21 protein-coding genes, 1 tRNA gene and 2 pseudogenes are annotated in these 25,277 nt (G+C 67.7%); 12 read left to right on the top strand and 12 right to left on the bottom strand.

Annotation, left to right across the window (positions count from 1 at the left end; all coding sequences use genetic code 11):
• Window positions 1-49 precede the first annotated feature (49 nt).
• Window positions 50-2,017, top strand: coding sequence for a S9 family peptidase (locus tag ACETK8_RS15390; protein ID WP_374036705.1), 1,968 nt, complete (start codon window positions 50-52; stop codon window positions 2,015-2,017).
• Window positions 2,014-3,054, top strand: coding sequence for an amidohydrolase family protein (locus ACETK8_RS15385; protein ID WP_374036704.1), 1,041 nt, complete (start codon window positions 2,014-2,016; stop codon window positions 3,052-3,054). Before ACETK8_RS15390 ends, ACETK8_RS15385 begins: the two co-directional genes overlap by 4 nt.
• A gap of 86 nt (window positions 3,055-3,140) precedes the next feature.
• On the opposite strand, the pseudogene ACETK8_RS15380 reads toward ACETK8_RS15385, so the two are convergent.
• Window positions 3,141-4,302: pseudogene (locus ACETK8_RS15380) on the bottom strand (IS30 family transposase).
• Between the two features lie 84 nt (window positions 4,303-4,386).
• Complete coding sequence (locus ACETK8_RS15375; RefSeq protein WP_374039416.1) at window positions 4,387-4,992, bottom strand: DUF6088 family protein; 606 nt, start codon at window positions 4,990-4,992, stop codon at window positions 4,387-4,389.
• Between the two features lie 155 nt (window positions 4,993-5,147).
• On the opposite strand from ACETK8_RS15375, the pseudogene ACETK8_RS15370 reads away from it, so the two are divergent.
• Window positions 5,148-5,351 (top strand): annotated as a pseudogene (locus tag ACETK8_RS15370) (hypothetical protein); the annotation flags it as partial.
• Between the two features lie 263 nt (window positions 5,352-5,614).
• On the opposite strand, the gene ACETK8_RS15365 reads toward ACETK8_RS15370, so the two are convergent.
• A tRNA-Lys gene (locus ACETK8_RS15365) sits at window positions 5,615-5,690 on the bottom strand.
• A 197-nt stretch (window positions 5,691-5,887) separates the two neighbouring features.
• Here ACETK8_RS15365 and ACETK8_RS15360 point away from each other — a divergent pair.
• Both ACETK8_RS15360 and ACETK8_RS15355 read left to right on the top strand, forming a co-directional pair.
• Window positions 5,888-7,339 (top strand): amino acid permease, encoded by a 1,452-nt coding sequence (locus ACETK8_RS15360; RefSeq protein WP_374036703.1) that lies wholly within the window; start codon window positions 5,888-5,890, stop codon window positions 7,337-7,339.
• On the top strand, window positions 7,339-7,692 hold the full coding sequence (locus ACETK8_RS15355) for an Hpt domain-containing protein (protein ID WP_374036702.1): 354 nt from the start codon (window positions 7,339-7,341) through the stop codon (window positions 7,690-7,692). Before ACETK8_RS15360 ends, ACETK8_RS15355 begins: the two co-directional genes overlap by 1 nt.
• Window positions 7,693-7,977: 285 nt before the next feature.
• Here ACETK8_RS15355 and ACETK8_RS15350 read toward each other — a convergent pair whose 3' ends face one another.
• The 3 genes from ACETK8_RS15350 to ACETK8_RS15340 form a co-directional block, all read right to left on the bottom strand.
• Window positions 7,978-8,274: a DUF1330 domain-containing protein gene (locus ACETK8_RS15350; RefSeq protein WP_374036701.1), complete on the bottom strand. Its 297-nt coding sequence runs from the start codon at window positions 8,272-8,274 to the stop codon at window positions 7,978-7,980.
• A 4-nt stretch (window positions 8,275-8,278) separates the two neighbouring features.
• A complete protein-coding gene (locus tag ACETK8_RS15345) occupies window positions 8,279-8,611 on the bottom strand; it encodes a chorismate mutase (RefSeq protein WP_374039415.1) in 333 nt (110 codons plus the stop codon).
• A gap of 148 nt (window positions 8,612-8,759) precedes the next feature.
• Window positions 8,760-9,575, bottom strand: coding sequence for a ferredoxin--NADP reductase (locus tag ACETK8_RS15340; protein ID WP_374036700.1), 816 nt, complete (start codon window positions 9,573-9,575; stop codon window positions 8,760-8,762).
• A gap of 105 nt (window positions 9,576-9,680) precedes the next feature.
• On the opposite strand from ACETK8_RS15340, the gene ACETK8_RS15335 reads away from it, so the two are divergent.
• The 4 genes from ACETK8_RS15335 to ACETK8_RS15320 all read left to right on the top strand — a co-directional run bounded on the left by ACETK8_RS15335 (window position 9,681) and on the right by ACETK8_RS15320 (window position 14,289).
• Entirely contained in the window at window positions 9,681-11,921 is a 2,241-nt protein-coding gene (locus tag ACETK8_RS15335) for a S9 family peptidase (protein WP_374036699.1), read from the top strand.
• Window positions 11,858-13,351 carry an amidase gene (locus tag ACETK8_RS15330; protein WP_374036698.1) on the top strand — a complete coding sequence of 498 codons (1,494 nt, stop codon included), beginning with the start codon at window positions 11,858-11,860 and terminating at the stop codon, window positions 13,349-13,351. The genes ACETK8_RS15335 and ACETK8_RS15330 overlap by 64 nt, the downstream gene beginning before the upstream one ends.
• 170 nt (window positions 13,352-13,521) lie before the next feature.
• Window positions 13,522-13,749, top strand: coding sequence for a hypothetical protein (locus ACETK8_RS15325; protein ID WP_374036697.1), 228 nt, complete (start codon window positions 13,522-13,524; stop codon window positions 13,747-13,749).
• Between the two features lie 72 nt (window positions 13,750-13,821).
• Window positions 13,822-14,289, top strand: coding sequence for a low affinity iron permease family protein (locus ACETK8_RS15320; protein WP_374036696.1), 468 nt, complete (start codon window positions 13,822-13,824; stop codon window positions 14,287-14,289).
• Here the strand turns inward: ACETK8_RS15320 and ACETK8_RS15315 are convergent.
• Entirely contained in the window at window positions 14,286-15,653 is a 1,368-nt protein-coding gene (locus tag ACETK8_RS15315) for a pectate lyase (RefSeq protein WP_374036695.1), read from the bottom strand. The genes ACETK8_RS15320 and ACETK8_RS15315 overlap by 4 nt on opposite strands.
• A gap of 195 nt (window positions 15,654-15,848) precedes the next feature.
• On the opposite strand from ACETK8_RS15315, the gene ACETK8_RS15310 reads away from it, so the two are divergent.
• The gene (locus tag ACETK8_RS15310) at window positions 15,849-18,794 is read left to right on the top strand and encodes a TonB-dependent receptor (RefSeq protein ID WP_374036694.1); all 2,946 of its coding nucleotides are present in this window, start codon (window positions 15,849-15,851) and stop codon (window positions 18,792-18,794) included.
• A 60-nt stretch (window positions 18,795-18,854) separates the two neighbouring features.
• On the opposite strand, the gene ACETK8_RS15305 is transcribed toward ACETK8_RS15310, so the two are convergent.
• Window positions 18,855-19,391, bottom strand: a complete 537-nt coding sequence (locus tag ACETK8_RS15305) for a GAF domain-containing protein (RefSeq protein ID WP_374036693.1) — start codon at window positions 19,389-19,391, stop codon at window positions 18,855-18,857.
• A 115-nt stretch (window positions 19,392-19,506) separates the two neighbouring features.
• Here ACETK8_RS15305 and ACETK8_RS15300 point away from each other — a divergent pair, with 115 nt between their 5' ends.
• A complete protein-coding gene (locus ACETK8_RS15300; RefSeq protein ID WP_374036692.1) occupies window positions 19,507-20,160 on the top strand; it encodes a glutathione S-transferase family protein in 654 nt (217 codons plus the stop codon).
• On the opposite strand, the gene ACETK8_RS15295 is transcribed toward ACETK8_RS15300, so the two are convergent.
• A complete protein-coding gene (locus ACETK8_RS15295) occupies window positions 20,157-20,996 on the bottom strand; it encodes a hypothetical protein (protein ID WP_374036691.1) in 840 nt (279 codons plus the stop codon). The two genes, ACETK8_RS15300 and ACETK8_RS15295, sit on opposite strands and share 4 nt — an antisense overlap.
• Complete coding sequence (locus ACETK8_RS15290) at window positions 20,993-21,610, bottom strand: prepilin-type N-terminal cleavage/methylation domain-containing protein (RefSeq protein ID WP_374036690.1); 618 nt, start codon at window positions 21,608-21,610, stop codon at window positions 20,993-20,995. The genes ACETK8_RS15295 and ACETK8_RS15290 overlap by 4 nt, the downstream gene beginning before the upstream one ends.
• A gap of 35 nt (window positions 21,611-21,645) precedes the next feature.
• Here ACETK8_RS15290 and ACETK8_RS15285 point away from each other — a divergent pair, with 35 nt between their 5' ends.
• The gene (locus ACETK8_RS15285; RefSeq protein ID WP_374036689.1) at window positions 21,646-22,404 is read left to right on the top strand and encodes a hypothetical protein; all 759 of its coding nucleotides are present in this window, start codon (window positions 21,646-21,648) and stop codon (window positions 22,402-22,404) included.
• Between the two features lie 181 nt (window positions 22,405-22,585).
• Here the strand turns inward: ACETK8_RS15285 and ACETK8_RS15280 are convergent, their stop codons facing one another.
• Together ACETK8_RS15280 and ACETK8_RS15275 are read right to left on the bottom strand one after the other, a co-directional pair.
• A complete protein-coding gene (locus ACETK8_RS15280; RefSeq protein ID WP_374036688.1) occupies window positions 22,586-23,809 on the bottom strand; it encodes a type II secretion system F family protein in 1,224 nt (407 codons plus the stop codon).
• Complete coding sequence (locus ACETK8_RS15275) at window positions 23,809-25,224, bottom strand: GspE/PulE family protein (RefSeq protein WP_374036687.1); 1,416 nt, start codon at window positions 25,222-25,224, stop codon at window positions 23,809-23,811. The genes ACETK8_RS15280 and ACETK8_RS15275 overlap by 1 nt, the downstream gene beginning before the upstream one ends.
• Between the last annotated feature and the right edge of the window lie 53 nt (window positions 25,225-25,277).

The raw sequence follows: 25,277 nt of genomic DNA, 5'->3' as shown, positions 1-25,277 counted from the left end.
CCGTCGATCGCAAGGTCGGCGGCGTCCTTTTTCGTGACGAGACCTTCCCATGACGATCCGCCTCATTCCCGCGCTGGCCGCCCTGCTGGCCGCGTCGCTCCCTGCCGTTCCGGCGCTGGCCCAGGTCGCGCCCCCGGCGGCCGTGGTCGCCGACGGCCTGCCCACCGTGCCGCAGAGCCTGGTCGCCGCGACCCAGCCCTATCTGCAGTCACGCCGCGCCGCCTTCCTGGGCTGGAACCCGGTCGACGGCTCGATGCTGGTGAAGACCCGCTTCGGCGCCACCGATCAGCTGCACAGCGTCGCGGCGCCCGGTGCCGACCGCCGCCAGATCAGCTTCGAGGCCGAGCCCATCCTGGCCGCCGTCCGCTCGCCCTCGGGCGATACGCTGGTGGTCCAGAAGGACAACGGCGGCGACGAATTCTATCAGCTCTACACCCTGGACGCCGGTCGTCTGTCGCTCCTGACCGACGGACGTAGCCGCAACTGGTTCGGCGCCTGGAGCCGTGACGGCCGGATGCTGGGCTATGCCTCGAGCCGCCGGAACGGCGCCGACATGGACCTCTATGTGATGGATCCCCGTGATCCCTCGACCGACCGCCGCGTCGCCGAGGTGTCGGGCGGCGGCTGGAACATCGCCGACTTCTCGCCCGACGGTCGGACGGCCCTGGTGCTGAACCGGATGTCGATCAACCGCTCCATCATCTACGCGCTCGACTTGGCCAGCGGCGTCCTGACGCCTGTCACGGATGCAGAGGCGCAGGTCTCCTACGTTTCGCCCGAGTTCGCGGCGGACGGCACGATCTGGGCGACGTCGGACAAGGACTCCGACTTCCTGCGGTTGGGTCGGATCGACGCCGCGACGGGCGCCTTCGTCCCGGTCTCCACGGAACCGAAATGGGATGTCAGCGACTACGCCCTGTCGCCCGACGGCGCCTTCGTCGCCTACGCCATCAATGACGCGGGCGTGTCGCGCCTTCGCCTGATGGATACGGGCAGCGGCGCCGTCCGCACGGTCGACGGTCTGCCGGCCGGCGTCATTCCCTACAGCATCGGTCCGGCGATCCAGATTTCCTCGACTGGCCAGATCGGCCTGAGCCTCGCCTCGGCGCGCGTGCCGGGCGACGCCTTCTCCATCGATCCGACGACCCTGGCCGTCACCCAGTGGACCCACAGCGAGACGGGCGGTCTGGACCCGGCCGTTAATGTCGAACCTCGTCTGGTGGAGATCGCCAGCTTCGACGGCGAGGTGGTGTCAGGCTTCCTCTATCTGCCGGACCCGGCGCGTTTCCCGGGCAAGCGCCCGCTGATCATGGACATCCACGGCGGACCGGAAGGACAGGAGCGGCCGGGCTTCCTCGGCGCCAACAACTACCTGCTGAACGAGTTGGGCATCGCGCTCTTCTATCCGAACGTCCGGGGCTCGTCGGGTTACGGCACGCGGTTCGTCAATCTGGATAACGGCCCGGACCAGCGTGAGAACACGGTCAAGGACATCGGCTCCTTCCTGGACGCCCTGGCGGTCGATCCCGCCTTGGACGTCGATCGGTTCGCGGTCACGGGCGTCTCCTACGGCGGCTACATGTGCTACGCGACGGCTGTCCACTACAGCGACCGGCTGAAGGGGGCGAACTGCTATGTGGCGATCTCGAACTTCGTCACCTTCCTGGAGAACACCCAGTCCTATCGTCGCGATCTGCGTCGCGTCGAATACGGGGACGAGCGCGATCCGGTGCAGCGCGCGAGGCTTCAGGCCATCTCGCCCCTGACCAATGTGGACCGGATCACCGTGCCGCTGCTGGTCGCGACCGGCGGAAACGACCCTCGCGTTCCGGCCTCCGAGGCCGACCAGATCATCAGCGCCGTGCGCGCCAACGGCGGCACGGCCTGGCATCTGCTGGCCCGGAACGAGGGCCACGGCTTCCACAAGAAGGAGAACGAGGACTTCTACTTCTGGACCAGTCTGCTGTTCTGGGAGCAGACCCTGCTGGGCCAGACGCCGTCGGCGCCGGCCCCGTGATCGGGCTTGAGATGCACAACATCGTTCGCAGGCTGTCGGCGGTCCTGATCCTCTCCACGGCCCTGGCCGGCGTCGCCGTCGCCCAGGACGGGGAGGGAAGCCAGGTCCAGGTCCGGACCGACCACCATATGCACGTCCACTCGCCCGCCATCCTGGGCTTCCTGCCGGGCTATTGCGCCAGTCCGGGCCGGCAAGGGCCGTGCGACCCGGCCTTCATCGGACCCCTGACCGTCGATGATCTGCTGAAGGACATGGACGCGGCCGGCATCAGGCGCGGCTGGCTGATGTCGACCGCCTACCTGGCGCACAGCCCGATGATGGTCCCGCCGGCGCCCGACGCGCATGAGATCATGATGTCGGCCAACGATTTCACGGTCGATCTGGCGCGCGCCCATCCCGATCGCATCTCGACCTTCATCGGCATCAACCCGATCGCGGACGATGCGCTGGGCGAGATCGCGCGGTGGAAGGGCGATCCGGCGGTCACGGGGATCAAGCTCCATCTGACCAACTCGGACGTCGATCTGCGCTCGCCCGAACAGGTCGCGAAGCTGGCGGCGGTTTTCGCCGCGGCGGCGGACGCCGATCTCGCCATCATGATCCACATGCGGACGCGCGCCCCGGACTATGGAGCGAGCGATGTCGCCGTCTTCCTCTCCGAAATCCTGCCGCACGCTAGCGGCGTCTCTGTCGTCATCGCCCACTCCGGCGGCTGGGGCGGCACCAATGCGTTCACGCTCTCGGCGCTGGAAGGGTTCGCCACGGCGATCGAGCACGATCCGACCATTCGCCGGAACCTGTTCTTCGATCTGGCCCAGGTATTTGACGAGACGACTTCGGCTGCTGACCTGCAGGCTCTTGCGACCCTGATGCGTCGCATCGGTGTCGATGCCTTCGTGCCCGGCTCGGACTGGCCTTTCTCCGGCGACCTGGCGACCTACTACGCGGAAATCTATCCTCGCTTACCGCTGACCGAAGCGGAATGGACCACGATCCGTTCGCATGAGGTCATACACCGCTCCATTGGGGCGATGTGAGCGCAGCAAACTGGCGGTATTGTTTTGTAGAGTGGCGCTTAGGCGCAAAGCGGGCAGGGGAGCGATGTCCGCATTGGGCGGCGGTCTCAACCGATCGCCGCAACACACTCGGCGAAGGTCTCTGCTGGCGTTCGATAGAGCAAGGTCTTTCTGGGCCGCTCTTTGAGCTGGCGGGCGATGGCGCTGAGCTGGGTCTGGCTGTGCAGGGACAGGTCGGTTCCGTGAGGCAGGTACTGGCGCAGAAGCCGGTTGGTGTTCTCGTTCGAGCCTCGTTGCCACGGTGACCGGGGATCGCAGAAGTAGACGTCGATGTCGGAAGCCATCGCCAGCCGTTTGTGGCCAGAAAGCTCCGGCCCCCGGTCCCAGGTCAGGGATTTGTAGAGTTCGCCCGGCAGCTTCCTGGACTGTTTGATCAGGGCGGAGACGACGCTCTCGGTGTCCTTGTTGGCGACCTTGACCAGCATGACGTAGCGCGAATGCCGCTCGACCAGGGTGGCGACGTAGCTGTTCCGAGAGCCGCCGATCAGGTCGCCATTCCCAATGGCCGGAGACAGCGCGATCCTCGACCGAGGCGGGCCGTTCGCTGATGGAGACGGCGTCCTTGATCTGGCCAAGGCCTTGCCGCTTCAGGCTCGCGTGCCTTGAACGTCTGATGGTGCGCCGAGCCCTGAGGTGGTCCAGCAGTTCCTTCTTCAGCACCCCTCGGGTCTGGATGAACAGGCTGCGATAGATGGTTTCGTGCGACACCTGATTGTGCGGCTCCCCCGGCCAGGTGCGCTTGAGCCAGCCAGCGATCTGCTCGGGCGACCAGTTCCGCCGCAGCTTGGCCGATACTGTCCGGGCCAAGGCCGGTCGGCAAGCCAGCTTGCAGGGTTTGGGGCGCCGCGCCCGCTCCCAGGCCGCCTGATCGGAGCCTGTCGCCCGATACTGCTGCACTCCTCCATTGCGTTGGATTTCGCGGCTGATCGTAGAAGGCGCTCGACCCAGCGATCGGGCGATCCCCCGCAGCGAGCAACGTGTGCTGAGCCCTCGCGATACTTCCTCGCGCTCACCCAGACTGAGCGCCCGATCCGACCGCCGCCGATCCGGCGGCCGGACCCCACCTGTGGGCGAAAGCACCGAGAACACCGACGAAGACTCGCGATCGAACCGTCGTCCGATCGAGCTCATCGACTCACCGGCCTTCCAGCGATCCCAGATCTCTGCCCGCGGGGCCGCCGAATAATAGATCCGCCGCCGCTGCCTCATCGCCCACGCTCCATCTCCGAAGAAAGTTAGCGTGTTGCGTTCACCGGCTGAGCCCACCGCGCAAAGCGGACTTCGCTTTTCCAGCTAGCTCTCTCCCGCAACGACGACATCGCTGATCGATTGTGCAAGCCAGGCTGGCAATCGCGCTCTTAGCCGAGCCAGGGCCTCTCGGTCTGGTGGTGACAGTCGAGGTATGCCGGCGGCGAGCAACTCGCGGCTTTTCTCGGCACCGATCCAGTGAGCCGCTCTGAGCAGGTCGCCGGCTGGACTCTGCGCCTCCAGTAGCAACCATTCGGGCGCATGTCTCAGTTCGACGGTCTGCTTGCCGAAATGGAGGATCCGGCTTGGTCCAGATGTCAGATAGACGGTGCGAACAGGCACCTGAGCCGAAAGCCCTAGTCTGCTGGCGGCGGCGCCGCCGCTGATCGTGACGGTCTCGCCGAGAGAGATCGACAGAGCCTGAACGGCCCGCTCCACGGAGGGCGCGCGTTGGCCGAAACGTGTCTGTACAGGACGGACATAATGACCCAGCGCCAGCCGTATGATCAGGCCGCGACGCGCCAGGCGGGTCAGCGCCTGATTGACGGCCGCTCGGTTTCCGAGATGCAACAACGCCTTGGCCGACAACGGTTCGCCTTCGGACGTGGTGCCGAACGCCGACAGGATTCGCTCCGACAACGGCTTTGTCATGATGTCAAAAAAGTAGGTCTCTTTCTGACGTTCTCCAAGGACGGGCAGGGGATGGCTGTTCCTCCACACACGCAGGTTCCTGTCCTGCGGCGACTCTTCCGTGGCGACATTGAAGCTCGAGGGAAAAGCGGCTTCCGCCGGCTGCAACGCCGAAAGAGAATCGGATACCGCACGGGCCGCACAACGTTCGCGACGTACTGGCGACACATATCCTGAAACAGACCGGCAGCTACGAGCAAGCGAGCTACGCGATCCAGGACACGCCGGACACGGTGGCCGCCCACTACGGTCGGTTCCTCCCGCAGGACAAGGCGGCGCTGGCGGCGCAGATCCTCAATCGTGTCTGGGAGGCAGCCTGACTGCCTTGGTGCAAGTCTTGGCAGGTCGTTGCTGACGAGACCGCTTACGGTCGGCGGCTGAGAGAAGGGAGCGAGCGGAGCCGTTCGTCTGCATCCCTCAGCGAGCAGCCCGGCGTCAGAATTGCGCTCAGAATGATCGCCCAGCTGCCCACAGCGGGGCCTAAAGGACACCGATTTTTACCGTCCTAATCACCGTCCTAGCAATAAGCGCGCTAGAACGCTGGTTCTTCGGTGTCGATTTATTCAATAAATCATAGAGATGATGGTGGGTGATGTAGGGTTCGAACCTACGACCCGCTGATTAAGAGTCAGCTGCTCTACCAACTGAGCTAATCACCCGTACCATTCGTCCGGCGGGCGCAAGAAGCGCCGTGCCGTGTTCGCCGCTGTCCGAGGACCCTTGAGCGAAGGGAGCGGGAGATAGAGATATCGGCCGCGGGATGCAAGGCTTTTTCGCCCGGTGTTTCGGATCGCCGCAGGGCGGTCTAGGCTCCCGGCGGAATCGGCCCGGAAAGGGTCAGCGGGGGAGTATGCGAATGGCCTTCTGGAACCGGCGCAAGTCGATCGATGCGATGCACCAGCCGTCGGAGGGACCCCGGCTGAAGGCGACGCTGAGCTGGCCGCATCTGCTGGCCCTGGGCGTCGGGGCGATCGTCGGCACCGGCATCCTGACCCTGATCGGCGTGGGCGCCGGGCTGGCGGGGCCGGCGGTGATGATCTCGTTCGCCCTGGCCGGCCTGGTCTGCGCCTGCGCGGCCCTGGCCTATGCCGAGCTGTCGACCATGATGCCCCAGGCGGGCAGCGCCTATACCTACTCCTATGCGGTGCTGGGCGAGATCGTCGCCTGGGTCGTGGGGTGGAGCCTGATCCTGGAATACTCGCTGGTCGTCTCGGCCGTGGCCGTGGGCTGGTCGGGCTATGCGGTCGGCTTTCTGACCGGGCTGGGCATCGACCTGCCGACGGCGCTGGTCGCCGGGCCGCACGTCGAGGGCGGGCTGATCAACCTGCCGGCGGTGGTCATCATCGGCGTGGTGACGGGCCTGCTGCTGCTGGGCACCCGTGAGAGCGCGACGCTGAACGCCATCCTGGTGGTCATCAAGGTTCTGGCCCTGATCGTCTTCGTGGCCATCGCCCTTCCGGCCTTCGATCCGGCCCACTTCACGCCCTTCATGCCGAACGGCTTCGGTTCGCCGACCCTGCCGTTCCAGGAAGTCATCACCGGACAGCCGGTGGTTCAGACGGGCGTCATGGCGGCGGCGGCCATTATCTTCTTCGCCTTCTACGGCTTCGACGCCATCTCGACGGCGGCGGAGGAGACCAAGAAGCCGGAGCGCGATCTGGCCATCGGCATCGTCGGCTCCATGCTGATCTGCACGGCCCTGTATCTGATCGTGGCGGCCGCCGCGATCGGCGCCCGCCCGGTCGCCAGCTTCGCCGAGAGCCCGGAGCCTCTGGCCCTGATCCTGCGCGAGATGGGGCAGGGGACGGCGGCCCAGTGGATCGCGGCCTCGGCCGTGATCGCCCTGCCGACCGTCCTCCTGGCCTTCCTGTTCGGCCAGAGCCGCATCTTCCTGGGCATGGCGCGGGACGGCCTTCTGCCGACCTCGCTAGCGAAGATCTCGTCGCGGGGCGTTCCGGCGGTGGTGACGGTGTTCACCGCCATCGTGGTGGCGGCCTTGGCCGGTGTCATGCGTCTGGACGAACTGGCATCGCTGGCCAACGCCGGGACGCTGGCGGCCTTCGCGGCGGTGGGGGTCAGCCTGATCGTGCTGCGTCTGCGCGACCCGAACCGTCCGCGCACCTTCAAGGCGCCGCTGTGGTGGCTGGTGGGGGCGATCACCGTGATCGGCTGCATCGTCTTCTTCTTCAGCCTGAGGCCCCAGACGCAGCTCTACTTCCTCTACTGGAACATCGGCGGACTGGTGGTCTACTTCCTGTGGTCGGCGCGGAACGCGCGTCTGGCCAAGACCCCGACCGAGGCCGGCTGATGTCCCGTCGCGACCTGTCGGGCGCCGTCGACTTCGCCGTGCTGGACGCGGTGACCGGCGGCGACGACGGGGTGGCGGAGGAGATCCTGGGCCTGTTCGTGCAGCAGGCCGAGATGTGGTCGCAGATGCTGGACGCCCGGATCGAGGGTTGGCGCGACGCCGTCCATACGATCCGGGGTGCGGCGGCCGGGATCGGGGCGGGGGCCTTGGCCGCCGTTTGCGCCGAGGCGGAAGGAGCGGAGAAGGACGTGGCCCCGGCCAAGCTGGATCACGTTCGGGACGCGCTGGATACCGCGCTGGCCGATGTCGCGGCCTGGCGGCATGAACTGATGCTGAGGTCGCTGAAGGGCTGATCTGGCACGGCCAGGGCCGCAGCGCCAGGCTGGATGGCGTCCCTGGTCAGGCCATGACTGGGTTCAGGGCGTTTGGCACGGTTTCCGAATTTGGAGTGCCAAAGTGCCAAAGTGCCAAAGTGCCAAATTCCGACCTGGAGGTCGGCGCTGAAAGCCGGACGCTGGAGGTGCGACGTCGGCGGGATCGAGATGTCAAAGACCGACCCGCGATGTGGGAGGCGGCCGATGAGATCGCAAGAGGGCCTAAGGAATTAATTCTTTGTCGCCAACGACCCGTTCGCCAGGTCAGGGAACGAACCCGTCCACCAGATAGACGCGCGAGGTCGAGGCGGCCTCGCGGATCTTCAGCGCGGCCTGATATTCGGGCGAGGCGCGCCAGGCCACGGCGGTTTCGCGGTCCGGGAACTCCAGAATGACGACGCGGGCGGCCGGAGCGTCGCCGGCGATGGCCACGCCATTGCCGCCGCGCACGATGTAGCGACCGCCGTGGGCCGCAACCGTCGGGGCCGCCAGCCTGGCGTATTCGGCATAGGCCTCCGGGTCGGAGACCAGGACCTCGTGGACTTCGTAGGCGAGGGGCATGGGCTCAGCTCCGGGTGCGGTCGTAGATCGAGAACTCGTGGGCGATGCAGCGGTCGATCAAGAGGCGCCAGACCGGTTCCGCGATTTCGGGCGACAGGTGGTGGGCCTTCGCGCTGACCAGCACCTTGGCGACGACGTCCTCGATGCGGTCGGAATCATAGACGGCGTCGCGGTTCGGCTTGATGCGGGCGGCGGCGTCCATGTAGCGCTGGCGCTCGGCCAGGAGGGCGACCAGGGCGCGGTCCAGGGCGTCCACGCCCTGACGGACCTCGACCATCGACTGGCATTCGCCTGGATCCACGCGCGGATCGACAGCAACCACGGCAGGCTTGTGCATCATCATTCCGCTCATCCCCGCGAAAGCGGGGACCCAGTTCTTTTGTGAGGCACGGCGGCCGGGATCGACAGTGAGGCAGAGCTTTCGACAATCATCGCCCAAAGCACTGGGTCCCCGCGTTCGCGGGGATGAGCGGAAGACAAGGAGCTCAGCCGACAAAGGCGCGCTCCAGGACGTAGTCGCCGGGCTCGGCGTTGGAGCCTTCCTTCAGGCCGAAGCCCTCCAGCAGTTCGGCGGTCTCCTTGATCATGGCCATGGAGCCGCACAGCATCACCCGGTCGCGTTCCGGCGAGAAGCCTTCGGGCAGGCCGAGGTCGCGGAAGACGGCACCCGACGAGATGCGGTCGGTGATGCGGCCCGGCGTCTCGAAGTCTTCGCGGGTCACGGTCGGATAGTAGGTCAGCTGGGCCTTCGCCTCGTCGCCGATCAGCGGGTCCTCGTGGATGCCCGAGGTCAGGAAGTCGCGGTAGCTGAGGTCGGCGATGTTGCGGACCGTGTGGCAGACGATGACGCGGCCGAAGCGGCTGTAGGTGTCGGGATCGCGCGCGACGCTGAGCCAGGGGGCCAGGCCCGTGCCGGTCCCGATCAGCCACAGGGTCTCGCCACCCGTGAGCGCGTCCAGCACCAGGGTGCCGGTCGGCTTCTTGCCCATCAGGACGGTGTCGCCGGGCTTGATGTCGACCAGACGCGAGGTCAGGGGGCCGTCGGGCACGGCGATCGACAGGAACTCCAGCTCCTCGTCCCAGCTCGGGCTGGCGATCGAATAGGCGCGAAGGATGGGCTTGCCGCCGTCCTGGCCCGGCAGGCCGATCATGACGAACTCGCCGGAGCGGAAGCGGAAATCCTCGGGGCGGGCGACGCGGAAGCTGAACAGCTGGTCGGTCCAGCGGTGGACCCATTGCACCTCCAGCTCGTGGAAGGCGGACGGTTTCGGCGGCGGCGGGGAGAGGGCGGCGTCGGTCATTGCGGGCTGTATTAGGGGGTCGAAGGGGTTCGCGAAAGGCGGCGCGACGTCTCTCCTTTCGCAGGGGGATGACGGCGACGCTTTCCGCCGCTAGCGTCCCCGGCCATGCGCACAGTTCTTCTCGCTTCCGTCTTCGCCCTGACGGCCGGATCGGCCTTCGCTCAAGCCAACCCCGCGGTGCTGACGCCGGAGCGGGTGTTCGCCAACCCCAGTCTGAACGGCCCGGTGGCCCAGGGGGTCAGCCTGTCGCCGGACGGCGAGCTGGTCGCCTTCCTGAGGGCGCGGACGGACGACGTGTCGGTGCTAGACCTGTGGGCCGCGCCGACGGGCGCGGGCGAGCCGTTCAAGCTGATCGACGCGCGGGCCCTGGTGCCCGACGCCGGCGAACTGTCCGAAGCCGAGAAGGCGCGGCGCGAGCGGATGCGGATTAGCCAGCGTGGCGTCGTCGAATATTCGTGGGACGAACAGGGTCGCTACATCCTGGCGCCGCTGGAGGGCGACATCTTCCTGGCCAGCCGGGAAGGGGGCGGGGTCCGTCGCCTGACCGAGACCGAGGCTGACGAGGTCGACGCCAAGGTTTCGCCGGAAGGCAACTACGTCTCCTTCGTGCGCGATCAGGATCTGGTCGTGATGAACCTGGCCTCGGGCGCCGAACAGGCGATCACCACGGACGGCGAGGGCCTGATCACCTGGGCCACCGCCGAGTTCATCGCCCAGGAGGAGATGGACCGCGACACCGGCTACTGGTGGAGCCCGAACGAGAAATACATCGCCCTGCAGCGGACGGATGAATCGACCGTCGACGTCATCCCGCGCCTGGACATCACCGGCGGCGGCGCCAGCGTGATCGAGCAGCGCTATCCGCGCGCGGGGCGGCCGAACGCGGTCGTCGAACTGTATGTGCAGGACGTGGCCGCCGGCCGTCGGGTCAAGGTGGATCTGGGGACCAACGCGGACATCTATCTGGCGCGCGTGAACTGGTCGGCCGATGGATCGACCCTGTACGTCCAGCGTCAGTCGCGGGACCAGAAGACGCTGGACCTGCTGGCCGTCGATCCGGCGACCGGCGCCTCGCGCGTCATCAACACCCAGCGGTCGAACGCCTGGGTTTCCCTGAACAACGACTTCAAGGCGCTGGCCGACGGGACCTTCATCTGGTCGTCGCAGGAGAGCGGTTGGCGGCACCTGTATCTGTACGGCGCCGACGGGCGGGTGATCCGGCCGATCACGCAGGGCGACTATGCGATCAAGAGCCTGAACGGCGTGAACGCCGAGACGGGCGAGGTCTTCTTCACCGCCTCCATGCGCGACGGCGAGGAATATCCGATCGAGCAGCAGATGTTCCGCGCGAGTCTCCGCGAGACCGTCACGCCGGTTCCGGTGACGCCGGAGGGCGGCTGGTGGTCGGCCAGTCTGAATCGGACGGGCACCGCCTATGTCGGCAACTACACCGACCTGACCACGCCGATGCGCTCGGGCCTCTATCAGGCGGACGGGACCTTCGTGCGGTGGATCGAGGAGAATGCGCTGAACGCCGACCACCCGTTCGCGCCGTTCGTTTCGCGCCGTCCGGTGATGGAGTACGGCACGCTGGAAAGCCATGGCGAGACCCTGGTCTGGCAGATGGCCAAGCCGGTCGATTTCGACCCGTCGAAAACCTATCCGGTGGTGATGCAGGTCTATGGCGGACCGTCGGCCGGCGGAGTGCGTCGGGCGTGGCAACCGGCGACGACTCAACTGTTGACTGAGGCGGGATACATCGTCTTCCGGCTCGACAACCGCGGCGAGGGCGATCGCTCCACGAAGTTCAAAGAAGCCCTCTATCTGAAGATGGGCCAGCCTGAGATCGAGGATCAGGTTCTGGCGGCCAACTATCTGAGATCGCTGCCTTACGTCGATGATGCGCGCATCGCCATGATGGGCTGGTCCTATGGCGGGTTCATGAGCCTGATGGCCATCACCGAACCTGACATGGGCCTGGCCTCGGCCATGGTGGGGGCGCCGCCGACCGAGTGGAGCCTCTACGACACCCACTATACCGAGCGGTTCATGTCGACGCCGGAAGCGAACCCGGAAGGCTATGCCGCGTCCAACGCCATTCCGCGCCTCGACAACCTGACCGGCCGGATGCTGCTGATGCACGGCATGGCGGACGACAACGTGATCCTGGAGAACTCGACGCGGGTCATCGACGCGCTCCAGTCCAAATCCATTCCGTTCGAACTGATGCTCTATCCGGGGCAGCGGCACGGCGTTCGGGGCAACGAAAGGCAGCTGCAACAATGGCGCATGTATCTCGACTTCCTCGATCGCACGATCGGATCGCGGGCGCCGTCGGCGGGCTGATCCTCGCCGGACTGTCGGCGCCGGCGTTCGCACAGGACACGGCGCCGATGCTGGCCGAGCAGCTGGCGGGGGCGGAGGCGCATTGCGAGGGCGTGGCCGAGAGCCTGACCGCCCTGTGCCTGCGCGACGCCATCGCGTCGCACGCGGTGATCCGTTGGGCCAGCGAGGCGCCGACGGGTGAAGGCCTGCCGATCCTGATCAAGGACAATATCGAGACGGCGGACATGCCGACGACGGCCGGGTCGCTGGCCCTGGCGAACAATGCGCCGGGCCGGGATGCGCCTCTGGTCGAGCGGCTGCGGCGGGCGGGCTTCCGCGTCGTCGGCAAGGCCAATCTGTCGGAGTGGGCCAACATCCGCTCGAACCGGTCGATCAGCGGCTGGAGCGCGGTCGGCGGCCTGACGCCCAATCCGCACGACACGACGCGGACGGCCTGCGGCTCGTCGTCGGGCAGCGCGGCGGCGGTGGCGGTCGGACTGGTCCCGGTGGCGATCGGATCGGAGACCAACGGCTCCATCGTCTGCCCGGCCTCGGTCAACGGCGTGGTCGGGTTCAAGCCGACCGTGGGTCTGGTCAGCCGCACCCACATCGTGCCGATCAGCCATTCTCAGGACACCGCCGGCCCCATCGCCGATACGGTCGAACACGCCGCCCGCGTCATGAACGCCATCGCGGGGACCGACCCGGCCGACGCCGCGACGGCCGAGGCCGATGCGCGGCGCGTGGACTATGTCGCCGCATTGGACGCGAACTCCCTGCGCGGGGCGCGGATCGGGGTGATGCGGTTCATGGCGAACGGCTTCTCCGACGACACCAAGGCGGCGTTCGAGGCGGCTTTGCAGACGATGCGGGACGCGGGCGCGGAGCTGGTCGAGATCACCGAAGGGCCGGACATGCGGACCATCGGCGGGGCGCAGCTGACGGTCCTGCTGACCGAGCTGAAGGTCGACCTGAACGCCTATCTGGCCTCGACCGACCCGGAGCAGGTGCCCACGCGGACCCTGGCCGACGTCATCGCCTTCAACGCCGCCGAGCCGCGCGAGACGGTGCTGTTCGGACAGGAGCTGTTCGAGCGGGCCGAGGCGACGGGAGGCCTGTCGGACCCCGCCTATGTCGAGGCGCGGGCGACCTCGCTGCGCCTGTCGGGCGTGGAGGGGATCGACAGGATGATGGCCGACAATCGTGTCGTCGCCCTGGTCTCGCCGACGACCTCGCGCGCCTGGACCAACGACCGGGACGACGACGACAACGGTCAGGGCTCGGCCAGCACGCTGGCCGCCGTCGCCGGCTATCCGCACCTGACCGTGCCGATGGGCCAGGATCGCGGCATGCCGGTGGGCCTCAGCATCATGGCCGGGGCCTGGCAGGACGCGACCGTGCTGTCGCTGGGCTATGCGTTCGAGCAGAAGCGGGCGGCGACGGCGGACTGAGGGCGGGCTGGCGCCGTCCGATCCTCGCAACGGTCAGGCTCGGGATTCGCTATCGCCGCGCGATCGGCGTATGGTCAGCCTATCGCGGGCTACGATCCTTGGGCGCTCGCGGCTGGAAGAGATCGGTATCGCACGCCGCACACTCCCGCCTGTCGGCTCGGGAGATGTCCGTGACCTATTTCTGCTTTATCGAATCTTCGATCCTGTCCGTTCCGCATATGGAGCCGCTCGCGGCCTCCACCCATGACGAGGCCGTCAACGAGGCCTTGGCCCTGATGCGCCTGCACGGCAGCGCCATCGCGGTGCATGTCTTCCTGGGCGACGAGAAGGTGGCGTCGGCTCTGGCGGACGGCGTCCCGGCCGTCGACGTCGCGGACGTTTCGCACGCCGCAGCCTGACGACGGACGCGATCTCTTCTGTCGGCTTGGAGACGTCAGGAACCCGCCTACAAGCGTGGCCGTTGAGCCGGCATGGAAAAGCTGTTCGTCCGGTTCGCGACCCTGACCGCCAAGGTGGCGGGCAAGCCGTGGACCTTCATCGCCTGCGTCGGGATCGTGCTGGTCTGGGCGATCTCGGGGCCGATCTTCCAGTTCAACGAGACCTGGCAGCTGGTCATCAACACCGGCACGACGATCGTCACCTTCCTGATGGTCTTCCTGATCCAGAACACCCAGAACCGCGACGGCGCGGCGATGCAGGCCAAGCTGGACGAACTGGTGTTCGCGGTGAAACAGGCGGACGCGCGGTTCATCGGCATCGAACACCTGACCGAGGCCGAGCTGGACGCCATCCTGGCCGAGGTGGAGAAACGCGGGCTGGCGGTGCAGGCCGGCAAGCCGGCCAAGCCGATCCGGGGCAAGCCGGGTCTGCGCGCCGATCAGATCGAGGCGGAACAGCCGAAGGCGGCGACGCCGGCGCGGACCCGCAAGAAGGCCTAGATCGCCAGACTGTTCAGCCAGTCCTCCAGGTTGGTGTAGCCGTCGCCGTCGCGGTCCGCCGCGCCGTCCGGGGTCGCGGGATCGAGGCCGTGGGCGGTCTCCCAGTCGTCTGGCATGCCGTCGCCGTCCGTGTCGGTCCAGGGCGTGCCGGGGGGCAGGTCTGGCCAGCCGCCGACGTCGGTCTGGGAGTTGATGATCCGGCCCGTGCCGTCCGCGACGCCGGCCAGGATGCGCGTATCGACCGCGTCGCGAACGCGCGAGGCGCCGGCCCTGGCGAGTACGGAGGCATAGGCTTCATCCGCCGTCTCGGTCGCGCCCATGGCCCAGGCCGGGAGGGCGGTCAGGCGGTAGCCGGGGGCGTCGTCGCCGGTGACGGGGGCCCAGGGATCGGCGGGGACGACGCCGTCGATGCTGTTGCCCTCGAACCAGGCGTGGGCGGCCGAGGACTCTTCCTCGAAGATCACCGCCCCGGTCGAATCCGGGCCGCGTTTGTAGGCGTTGCCGACGAAGGCGTAGGTCGAGACGGTCGCCGGATCGCGGTCGGAATTGTAGCCCGCGTGACCCTGGCCCCAGTCGTAGAAGACGTTGTTCGTGAACTCGAAATACGGGCCGACCGGATCGACGTCGGGGGTCAGATAGTTGCCCGGCCGGGGCATACGGGCGCGGTGCTGGGCCCACAGATTGTGGTGGAAGGTGAAGCGGGCGCCGCGATTGCCGCGCACGAGCGAGCCATAGCCGTGATCGCCCTTGGAATGGGTCGACAGGTTCAGACTTTCGGCGATGATCGACCACTGGACGGTGACCGCGTCGATGACCCGGTCGCGGCTGCCGATCGACAGCGTCTCATCCACCGACCAGGAGGCCGAGACGTGGTCCAGAATGATCCGGCTGCCCCGGTCGATGGTGACGGCGTCGGTCTCCACCCCGTCCTCGTCGCCGAGGCGCGAGCGGATATAGCGGACCACGACGTCGTCGGTCGAAATCAGCAGGGGCTGGCCACGCAGGGTGATGCCGCCGCCCGGCGCCGTCTGTCCGGCGATCGTGATGCGGGGCTCGCGAATCCGCAGAGGGGTGGCCAGACGAATGGTCCCTCCGATGTCGAAGACGACCGTTCGCGGCCCCTCCGTTTCGACCGCCGCGCGCAGACTGCCCGGCCCCGAATCGTTCAGACTGGTGACGCGAACGACCGCGCCGCCGCGCCCGCCGAGCGCCCCGCGACCGGCCCCAAACGCACCGGGAAAGGCGACGATTTCGGTCGCGTCAGCCTGTGAAGGCCCGCCCGCGCTGGCGCAGCCGGGGGCCGTGGCCAGAATGATCGCTGACAGCGAAGCTTGAACGAGACGGGTTGCAAGAACGGTCTTCATCAGGTTAGGGTCTTCATTGATACCGGTGTCAGGCCAAATAACGGCTGTAAATGATACCGGTGTCAATCGGTCACGGGGAAGGCTCCGGATCGGTCAGAACAGATCGGCGACAAGCCGGCGAAACGACATTCCTTGGGAGGAGGCACTATGTATCAGTATCGCAAGGGGCGCCCGTGCGCGCTCCGCAATGGGCTCGTGGCCGGCGTTTCCGGTCTGGCCATCGCCTTGAGCGTGGGGGCCGCGACCGCCTCCGCACAGACGGCGCCGCAGGACGACGACGCGACCCAGGTCGACGAGATCGTCGTCACCGGCTTCCGCGCCTCGCTGGACGCGGCGCTGGGCATCAAGCGCCGTGAGGCGGGCGTCGTCGACGCCATCGTCGCCGAAGACATCGCCGACTTCCCCGACCTGAACCTGGCCGAAGCGGTGCAGCGCATTCCGGGCGTCTCCATCGACCGCGACGCCGGCGAAGGCCGTTCGATCACGGTGCGCGGCCTGTCCTCGGACTTCACCCGCACCCGCATCAACGGCATGGAGGCCCAGGCCACCACGGGCGGTTCGGACTCCTCGGGCGGCGCCAACCGCGGCCGCGGCTTCGACTTCAACGTCTTCGCGTCGGAGCTCTTCAACTCGATCACGGTGCGGAAGACCGCCGCCGCCGAGACCGAAGAAGGCTCGCTGGGCGCCACCATCGACCTGCAGGCCACGCGCCCGTTCGACTATGACGGCTTCACCCTGGCGGCCTCGGTGCAGGGCGGCTGGAACGACCTGTCGGACAGCTACAATCCGCGCGGCGCGCTTCTGCTGTCCAACACCTGGAACGACGGCATGTTCGGCGCCCTGGTGTCGGTCGCCTATTCCGAGCGCGACCTGTGGGAAGAGGGCTTCTCGTCCGTGCGCTGGGCGCCGGCGGCGGCTCCGGGCTCCTCGAACTCGGGCGGCTTCTGCTCGCCCCTGGGCGTCACGCCGCAGAACCCGACCAACTCGACCGCCAACGGCACGACGGCCACGGCCTGCGCCACCGGCGTCGCCCGCCCGGCCGGCACGGCCGAGAACATCGCGGCCTACAACACCGCCAACCAGGCCGGCGTCTTCATTCCGCGTCTGCCGCGCTATGGCCGGCTGACCCACCGTCAGGAGCGTCTGGGCGTCACCGGCGCCTTCCAGTTCAAGCCCGACGACCAGACCGTCGCCAGCCTGGACATCCTGTATTCGAAGCTGGATTCGACCCGTCAGGAAGACTTCCTGCAATCCCTGTCGTTCAGCCGTAACGCGGCCGCCGGTGGCCAGACCCAGATCGCCGTCCGTCAGGCCGCCGTGGAGAACAACGCCCTGGTTTACGGCGTGTTCGACAACGTCGATGTTCGTTCCGAGCAGCGCTACGACGAACTGACGACCGAGTTCACCCAGGTGAACTTCACCCTGGAGCGCGAGTTCACCGACACCCTGCGCGGCAAATTCTACATCGGTCGGGCGCTGTCCGAATACAGCAACCCGGTGCAGACGACGGTCACCCTGGATCGCCAGAACGTCCAGGGCTACTCGTTCGACTTCCGCGGCAACCCGAACACCCCGGTCATCAACTACGGCTTCGACGTCGCCAACCCGGCCAACTGGGGCTGGCGCGACGTCAGCCTGGGCACGACCGTGGCCAGCCTGCCGCGCTCGGAAATCCGTCTGCGCCCCAACGGCGTGACCACGACCTTCGAAGCGGTGTCGGGCGACCTGGAGTGGGACGCCAGGGACTGGCTGACCCTGAAAGCCGGCGTGAACGGCAAGACCTATCTGTCGGACTCCTACGAGTTCCGCCGGACGGACGAGACCGTGGTTCCGGCCCTGCCGGCCGGGACGACCATCGCCTCGATCACCAACCTGTTGACCGGCTTCGGCGCGAATCTGATCCCCGGCGGCACGGCGTCGTCGTGGGTTCGTCCGGACCTGAACGCCCTGGCCAGCCTGTTCAACATCTACTGCAACTGCAACACCGGGGTGGCCGGCGGCGACTTCTCGCTGACCAGCATCACCAACGGCAATGCGCGCGGCGGCAACCGCACGATCGAGGAGAACGACTTCGCCTACTACGTCCAGGCGGACTTCAACTTCGACGTCGGCAACATCCCGGTTCGCGGCAACGTGGGCGTCCGCAAGGCCTATACCGAGCTGATCGCCAAGGGTTACTCCTCGACCGCCGGCGGGTCGCGCGTGCGCGGCGAGAACACCTATGACGACACCCTGCCGTCGCTGAACCTGGCCATCGAGCCGATGCAGGACCTGATCGTCCGCTTCGGCGCCGCCAAGGTCATGGCGCGTCCGCAGATCGGCAACACCCTGGCCGGCACCAACTATCTGGTCCCGACGACCTCGCTGTCGACGACGGGCCCGAACTTCACGGCTTCGATCGGCAATGTGAATCTGGAGCCGTTCCGCGCCAAGACCTACGACTTCACCGTCGAATGGTATTTCGCGCCGGAAAGCCTGTTGTCCTTCGCCTACTTCTACAAGGACATCGACACCTACATTCAGATCGTCCGTCAGGACCTGCCGTACACGGCCCTGACCGGTCTGAACCCCTCGGCCTTCGATCCGGCCTTCTGCACCGGCGTCTGCTCGGGCTCGACCGTCTTCCAGCTGACTTCGGCGGTGAACACCGAGGGCGGTCCGCTGAAGGGCTTCGAGATCAGCTATCAGCAGCCGTTCACCTTCCTGCCGGGCATTCTCCAGAACTTCGGCATCCAGGCGAACTACACGCGCGTCCAAAGCGAGATCGACTACTGCAACGACGCCCTGTGCACGACCTTCGTGACCAACGACCTGATCAACCTGTCGCCGGAAGCCTATAACGGCACGCTCTACTACGAGGACGAACGATTCAAGGCGCGGGTCTCGGCCTCGTTCCGCCAGGCCTATCTGCAGAACGTTCCGGGCCGGAACGGCAACTTCATCGAGGGCAAAAACGACACCCTGAACTGGGACGCCTCGGCTTCGTACAACCTGACCGACCAGATCAGCCTGACGTTCGAAGGGCTGAACCTGACGGACGAGAAAAACCACCAGTACGTCGGCGACGACAGCCGTCAGTCGACCTCCGTCTATCACCACACGGGCCGCCAGCTCTACGTCGGCGCGCGCTACCGCTACTAGGTTCGTTCTCTCCTGAACGTACACTGGGGCCGGGGAAGGGAGACCTTCTCCGGCCTTTTCTTATGCGCGTCGGGCGTGGGCGAAGGCGCATTCAGGAACGGCGGCCTCGTCGCGATGACGCTCCATGGCCTCGGCGCAGAACTCGACGCAGCCCTGGACCACCTCGGCCTCGCGGGCGGTATGGCTGCGGACCTCGCGGTAGTAGAGGGCGAAGGCGCCGAAGACGGTGCCGTCGCGGCCGATCACCGGCGTGGACCAGCAGGCCTTCAGCCCGTACTTCAGAGGCAGGGCGGCATAGTGGGTCCAGCGCGGGTCGGTGGCGATGTCCGCCGCCTCGACCGACCGCTTGGTATAGATGGCCGTGCCGCAGGCCCCGACCATGGGACCGACCGACAGGCCGTCGAAGGCCTTGCACATTTCCTGCGGCAGGCTGGGCCCCGCGACCGGATGGAGACGGCCTTCCTCGTCCACGGAGATCAGCGAGCAGACCACGTCGGGCAGTTCCGCCTCGACACGGCGGCACAGGGCGTCGGCGGCGTCCGCCAGGGTTTCGTTCGAAGCGGGCATCGTCTGGATTTCGCGATTGGACTGCAGCATTGGGAGGCGCCTTTCACCCTATTGTTGGCCCTCTAGGTTAAGAAACAACCCAGCGATGCGGCCGCGCTTGCCGATTGTCGGGGAGGAGGCGCATCGTGGCGGCCTGGAGGTTCCCATGCGCCCGACGATCACCGCCTTCGCCAACTCGCCCGACCGCGGCCGGGGGCTGGCGCGAGACACGCGGGTCCGCTGGGCGCTGGAGGAGGTGGGCCAGCCCTATGACGTGCGGCTGAGGTCGTTCGCGGAGCTGAAGGAGCCCGCGCATCTGGCGCTGAACCCGTTCGGCCAGATCCCGACCTGGGAGGACGGCGAGGTGACGCTGTTCGAATCCGGCGCGATCATCCTGAGGATCGCGGAGACCCACTCGGGGCTCTTGCCGTCCGATGCGGCGGCGCGGTCCCGAGCGATCATGTGGATGTTCGCGGCGGTGAACACGGTGGAGCCGCCCATCGTGGACCGCACCATGGTCTTCCTGTTCGAGCGGGAGGAGCCCTGGTTCGAGGCGCGGCTGAAGGCGGTCGAGGCCCTGTGTCGGCGCAGGCTGGATCAGCTGTCGGCCTGGCTGGGCGAGAAGGACTGGCTGGACGGAGCGTTCAGCGTCGGCGACCTGATGATGATCTCGGTGCTGCAACGGCTGGGGTCGTCGGGGATGGTGGACGATTATCCGAACCTGGCCGCCTATGTCGCGCGCGGCGAGGCGAGGCCGGCTTACCAGCGCGCCTTCGCGGCCCAGCTGGCGGTGTTCGAGGCGGCGCAAGGAGGAGGCTAGCCCGCCGTTCTGCGGCGGCCGGTGACCACGACATCGACGGCGCGGTCGCGGCGGATGCGGGCGATGCGGCTGTCCAGCGCCTGGGTCACGTCGCCGACGGTCACGGTCGTGACGACGCGGTAGTGGTTCGAGGTGAAGCCGACGCCGGTCATGGCCGGGGCGCCCTCGGCCGAGAGGTCCGCGGGCATCAGGAAGCCCTTGCGGGTGCGGGCCTCGACCAGCTTGCGCGCCACCTCGGGATCGCGCGTCAGCAGCGACAGCAGCGGCAGGCCCACGGTGTTCAGATTGATGGTCGCATCCTCGGGCAGGATGACGACATAGGGCGCCAGTTTGTCGAGGTCGGTGCGGGGCACGCCGGCCGCGACGATCAGGCTGTCGTCCGTCAGAGGCCCGGCGACGCGGACGACCGTCGCGATGCGGATCATGGAGGCGGGATCGAGGTTGAGCGAGGCGCCGATGGTCTGGAACAGGGCGATGGGGGCGGCGTCGCCACTGTGCAGGCTGTTCAGGTTGAAGCGCGACTGGTCGTCCTCGATGGCCAGGGCGAAGCGGCCGCCGGGGACGGAAATCTCCTGCTGGCCCAGCTTGGCCCAGTCTTCGGTCAGGTTGTCGGTTCCGGCGGCGACCAGGGCGTCGCGGCGCAGGGTCGTCACGGCTGACAGTTCGCCCGCGCGGGCATAGGCGTTGGCCTGGGCGGCGTCGCGCAGGCGGGTAGAGCGCTGGACCTCGATGTCCTGGGTCGAGACCATGATCAGGACCGCGACACTGGCCACGGCCAGCACCAGCAGGACGTTCAGGAGGATCATGCCCTCGCGGCGGGTCAGTTTGATCCTCATGGCGCGACCGGGGGCGCAGGGTCCATCAGGGGGATGGAGGCGACGCGGCGCAGGGTCGCCGTGGGCTGTCCGTCCACGCCGGTCAGGGTCAGGTCCAGCGCGACGGCGGTGACGCCTTCGTCGGGCGCAGGGCCGGTCGGGGCGGGTAGGCCGTCGGGCCCGACCAGGGGCTGTTGGGTCGGCTGCTGCGGCTGGGGCCAGCTGTCCAGCCAGTCGCCGCGCCGCCGATGGAAGGTCCAGCGCACGCTGGACACCTGGGTCAGGAGGGTCTGGACCCGCTCGCCGCCTGGGCCTGCGACGGTGCGGGTCATGGCGTCGCCGTTCAGGTCGTAGCGGACGTTGACGATGGTCCCGGTGATGTCAGCCTTCTGCAGCGAGAGCGAGGTCGAGCCGCCGCCGAGCTGGCCCGTGATCTGGTCGAGGTCGGAGGAGACGACCAGCATGGCGCGCTGGATCTCCGCCATCCGGCCGAGGCGAGTGTCGGTCGCATCCTGGGTGCGCAGCACGCTGTTCAGCAGGGTGAAACCGGCGACCCCAATCAGGGCGAACAGGCCCAACGCGATCAGCACCTCGATCAGGGTGAAACCTTTGCGACGGCGCTTCGCATCCCTCATCCGCGTGTTATCTCCGGGCGAACGGAGAGACGCCGATGCTGAAGGTCTGGAGAACGCGCGAGGGCGAAGGCGGCCGGGCTCAGGGCGCATTTCAGTTCGAGCGCCTGACGGTGAAGGTGACCCGCTGGCGCGTGGTGCTGGGCGGGGTCGCGGTCGGCGCATATGCCCTGGGCCTGATTGCCATGGCGCCGGCCGAGATCATCGTGGCCAAGTCCTCGAATGGAGAGCGGCAGGCGGTCGGGACGATCTGGGCCGGAGAGCGGGCCATGCCGGGCGGGTTCGGGGCCAGCTGGACAGTGATGCCGCTGTCCTCGATCGCCAACCTGTCGGGCGCGCTGCGGTTCGGTCTCCGCGGGCCGGATACCGATGCGACGGCGAAGGCTCTGGTGCGGCCGGGACGGGTTCTGGTGCGCGATCTGGAGGGGACGGCGTCGCTCAGGATGTTGAACGCCGTGGCGCCGGCCCTGCCGTTCGCCTGTTCGTCGGTGATGCGGCTGGATGTGAGTGAGCTGTCGTTGCGCGGGACGCCGGCAGGGGCGGGGACGATGGTCAGCGGGCCGGCCGACTGCGCGCCGACGACGGGCGGACCGGCGACGCCGATCCCGGGATTGAACGGCACGATCTCGGCCGACGGAGCGGCGACGACGGTGGCTTTCGCGCGCGGCGACACGGCGGCCGAGGTCATGAAGGCGCGGGTGCAGGCGGACGGCGGGCTGACGGCCTCGGTCGAGCCGGGCGGCGTCGGCTTGTTGCCGGGCGTTGGGGCGCCGGTGTCGATCGAGACGTCGCTGTAAGTTCTGTCTCCTCCCCGTCGGCCTCTTAGCCGATGGGGAGGTGGCTCGTAGCGTAGCGAAGAGACGGAGGGGTTCTTTCTGCGTGCACGAAGAACCCCTCCGTCAGCTCGCAAGAGCTCGCTGCCACCTCCCCATTCGCCCAGCGGCGAACGGGGAGGAGACGGGAAGGTCTGCTGCGTCCTCACAGCCCGGCGAGGTTGTTGAGGTTCACGATCGGCATGAGGATCGCCAGCACCATCAGGAGCACGATCCCGCCCATCACCAGAAGCACGCCCGGCTCGACCAGCGACACGAGGGCCTGAACGAGCGAATCCAGCTCCTGCTCCAGATCCTGGGCGGCGCGTTCCAGACCGTGGCCCAGTTTCCCCGACTGCTCGCCCGCCGCGACGATGGCCAGCAGCAGGGGCGGGAAGACGTCGGCGTCGGCCATGGCGCGGCGCAGGGACGAGCCCTCGCGCACCCGGGCGGCGACCAGCAGGGCACGCTCTCGGGCGAAGCGGTTGGGGGTGACGGCGGCGGACGCCTGAAGCGCCTCGACCAGCGGCACGTCGGAGCGGACGAGGGTGGCCAGCGACCCGGCGAACCGGGCGGCGTTCAGGTGCTGGACGAAGCCGGCGAAGGGCGGTGTCTTCAAGAGGAATTCGGCGAAGCGGCGAGCATTCTGGGGCACGGCCAGCCAGCGATTCCAGGCGATCCCGGCGATGGCGAGCGCGATCAGCACATAGACGCCGAAGGTCTGGACGAAGGCCGACAGCGCGATCAGGGCGCGGGTCAGGAAGGGCAGTTCGGCGCCGCGCGACACGAAGACCTTCACGATGTCCGGCACCACATAGATCATCATCAGGGTGATCATCAGCAGGGACACGCCCGCCAGGAGCGCCGGATAGAGCAGGGCCAACTGGACCTTGCGGCGCGCCTTCTCCTGATTGCCGACGAACTCGGTCAGGTGGGCCAGCACCGTCGACAGCTTGCCCGACTGTTCGCCCGCCGCGATCGAGGCGCGGTAGAACTCCGGGAAGACCTTGGGGTGACGGGCCAGGGCGGCTGCGAAGCTGCGACCCTCCAGAATGGCGGAGCGGACGTCGGTCAGGACGACGCCGATGGGCTGGCCCTCGGTCTGCTGGGCGGCGATGCGCAGCGCCTCCTCGATGCGGATGTCCGAGCCGATCAGGGTCGAGAGCTGGCGGGTGATGGCCGACAGGGTCTTTGAGCTGATCTTCTTCTGGAAGATCACGATGCCCTTGGACAGGTCGGTGGTCTTGCGCTCGGACGCCAGGGCGACCGAGGTCGGCAGCAGGCCCCGGTCGCGGACCAGTTGGCGCGCGCCGACGTCGGAGGCGGCCTCGATCGTGCCCTTGTGCGGCTTGCCCTCCGCATCGACGGCCTGCCAGGCGAAGACCGGCATCAGACGTCTTCCCGCACCACGCGGGCGACTTCCTGCACGGAGGTCTCGCCGGCCATGGCCTTGGCCGCGCCGTCGTCCAGCAGGCTGGGGCCGCGTTTGCGCGCCAGTTTCAGCAGGTCGGCTTCGGAGGCGGCGTCATGGATCGCGCCTTGCATCTTCGGATCGACCTCGATGACCTCATAGACGCCGAGACGGCCCTTGTAGCCCTCGCCCCGGCACTCGGGGCAGCCGACCGGGCGGAAAACGCGGGCGCCCACGGCGATGGCGCCGCCCGTCATCTCGCTGTCGGCCGCAGTGGCGACGTCCTCGCGACGGCAGTGCGGGCAGAGACGGCGCACCAGACGCTGGGCGATCAGGCCGGCCAGCATGGGCGCCAGCAGATAGCGTTCGACCCCCATGTCGATCAGCCGGGTCACGCTGCCGACCGCCGTATTGGTGTGGAGGGTCGACAGCATCAGGTGGCCGGTCATGGAAGCGCGGACCGCCACCTCGGCCGTCTCGTGGTCGCGGATCTCGCCGACCATGATGACGTCGGGGTCCTGACGCAGGATGGCGCGCAGGCCGCGTGCGAAGGTCAGGTCGATCTTCGCGTTGACCTGCATCTGGCCGATGCCGTCCAGCGCGTATTCGATCGGGTCCTCGACCGTCATGATGTTGCGGCGGCGGTCGTTCAGCCGGGTCAGGGCGGAATAGAGGGTGGTGGTCTTGCCGGAGCCCGTCGGGCCGGTGACCAGGATGACGCCGTGCGGCCGGGTGATCATCCGCTCGAAGGTGTCGAGATCCCGCTGGCTCATGCCGAGTTGGGCGAGGTCGAGCGAGGTCGAGCCGCGATCCAGCAGACGCAGGACCACTCGCTCGCCGTACTGGGACGGAATGGTCGAGACGCGGACGTCGACGTCCAGCCCGCCGATGCGCAGGGTCACCCGGCCGTCGTGGGGCACCCGCTTCTCGGCGATGTCGAGCCGGGCCATGACCTTGATGCGGCTGACCAGCAGGGGAGCCAGAGCCCGGGCGGGTTCGAGGACTTCCTTCAGCACGCCGTCGACGCGGAAGCGGACGACCAGCCGCTTTTCCTCGGCCTCGATATGGACGTCCGAGGCGCCGTCGCGGATGGCCTGGAGCAGGAGGGCGTTGATCAGGCGGACGACGGGGGCGTCGTCGCGGCTGTCCAGCAGGTCGTCGACGGCGGCGGCGTCTTCGGCCAGGGCGGCCAGGTCCTCGTCGGCGGCGGCGTAATCGGCGGCGGGCGCGGCCTCGTCGCCGGTCTGTTCGCGCAGGACCGCGTCGAAGCGGGCGTCGTCCACGGCCTCGAAGGCGATGTCGGCGCCGGCCACGCGGCGCACTTCCAGCAGGGTCTGGAGCGACGCCGAGCGGCGGTGCAGGCAGACCGGACGGCCCTCTCCGCGCAGGATCATGGCCCCGTGCCGCCGAGCGAAGCCGTAGGCGAGGGAGGGCGTATGTAATGTGT

The sequence above is a fragment of the Brevundimonas staleyi genome (assembly GCF_041893865.1).
Taxonomy (GTDB): Bacteria; Pseudomonadota; Alphaproteobacteria; order Caulobacterales; family Caulobacteraceae; genus Brevundimonas; species Brevundimonas staleyi.
Note: the sequence above shows the minus strand (reverse complement) of the source record. Positions and strands in the feature narration are given on the sequence as shown.

Bases quoted from the DNA above. Each gene is read 5' to 3' on its own strand.
- ACETK8_RS15295 (WP_374036691.1), bottom strand. From the start codon at position 20,996: ATGAGGATCAAACTGACCCGCCGCGAGGGCATGATCCTCCTGAACGTC.
- ACETK8_RS15345 (WP_374039415.1), bottom strand. From the start codon at position 8,611: ATGCACAAGCCTGCCGTGGTTGCTGTCGATCCGCGCGTGGATCCAGGC.
- ACETK8_RS15360 (WP_374036703.1), top strand. From the start codon at position 5,888: ATGGCCTTCTGGAACCGGCGCAAGTCGATCGATGCGATGCACCAGCCG.
- ACETK8_RS15340 (WP_374036700.1), bottom strand. From the start codon at position 9,575: ATGACCGACGCCGCCCTCTCCCCGCCGCCGCCGAAACCGTCCGCCTTC.
- ACETK8_RS15330 (WP_374036698.1), top strand. From the start codon at position 11,858: ATGGCGCATGTATCTCGACTTCCTCGATCGCACGATCGGATCGCGGGC.
- ACETK8_RS15300 (WP_374036692.1), top strand. From the start codon at position 19,507: ATGCGCCCGACGATCACCGCCTTCGCCAACTCGCCCGACCGCGGCCGG.
- ACETK8_RS15275 (WP_374036687.1), bottom strand. From the start codon at position 25,224: ATGATCCTGCGCGGAGAGGGCCGTCCGGTCTGCCTGCACCGCCGCTCG.
- ACETK8_RS15305 (WP_374036693.1), bottom strand. From the start codon at position 19,391: ATGCTGCAGTCCAATCGCGAAATCCAGACGATGCCCGCTTCGAACGAA.
- ACETK8_RS15320 (WP_374036696.1), top strand. From the start codon at position 13,822: ATGGAAAAGCTGTTCGTCCGGTTCGCGACCCTGACCGCCAAGGTGGCG.
- ACETK8_RS15290 (WP_374036690.1), bottom strand. From the start codon at position 21,610: ATGAGGGATGCGAAGCGCCGTCGCAAAGGTTTCACCCTGATCGAGGTG.
- ACETK8_RS15315 (WP_374036695.1), bottom strand. From the start codon at position 15,653: ATGAAGACCGTTCTTGCAACCCGTCTCGTTCAAGCTTCGCTGTCAGCG.
- ACETK8_RS15355 (WP_374036702.1), top strand. From the start codon at position 7,339: ATGTCCCGTCGCGACCTGTCGGGCGCCGTCGACTTCGCCGTGCTGGAC.
- ACETK8_RS15375 (WP_374039416.1), bottom strand. From the start codon at position 4,992: ATGACAAAGCCGTTGTCGGAGCGAATCCTGTCGGCGTTCGGCACCACG.
- ACETK8_RS15390 (WP_374036705.1), top strand. From the start codon at position 50: ATGACGATCCGCCTCATTCCCGCGCTGGCCGCCCTGCTGGCCGCGTCG.
- ACETK8_RS15350 (WP_374036701.1), bottom strand. From the start codon at position 8,274: ATGCCCCTCGCCTACGAAGTCCACGAGGTCCTGGTCTCCGACCCGGAG.
- ACETK8_RS15280 (WP_374036688.1), bottom strand. From the start codon at position 23,809: ATGCCGGTCTTCGCCTGGCAGGCCGTCGATGCGGAGGGCAAGCCGCAC.
- ACETK8_RS15335 (WP_374036699.1), top strand. From the start codon at position 9,681: ATGCGCACAGTTCTTCTCGCTTCCGTCTTCGCCCTGACGGCCGGATCG.
- ACETK8_RS15285 (WP_374036689.1), top strand. From the start codon at position 21,646: ATGCTGAAGGTCTGGAGAACGCGCGAGGGCGAAGGCGGCCGGGCTCAG.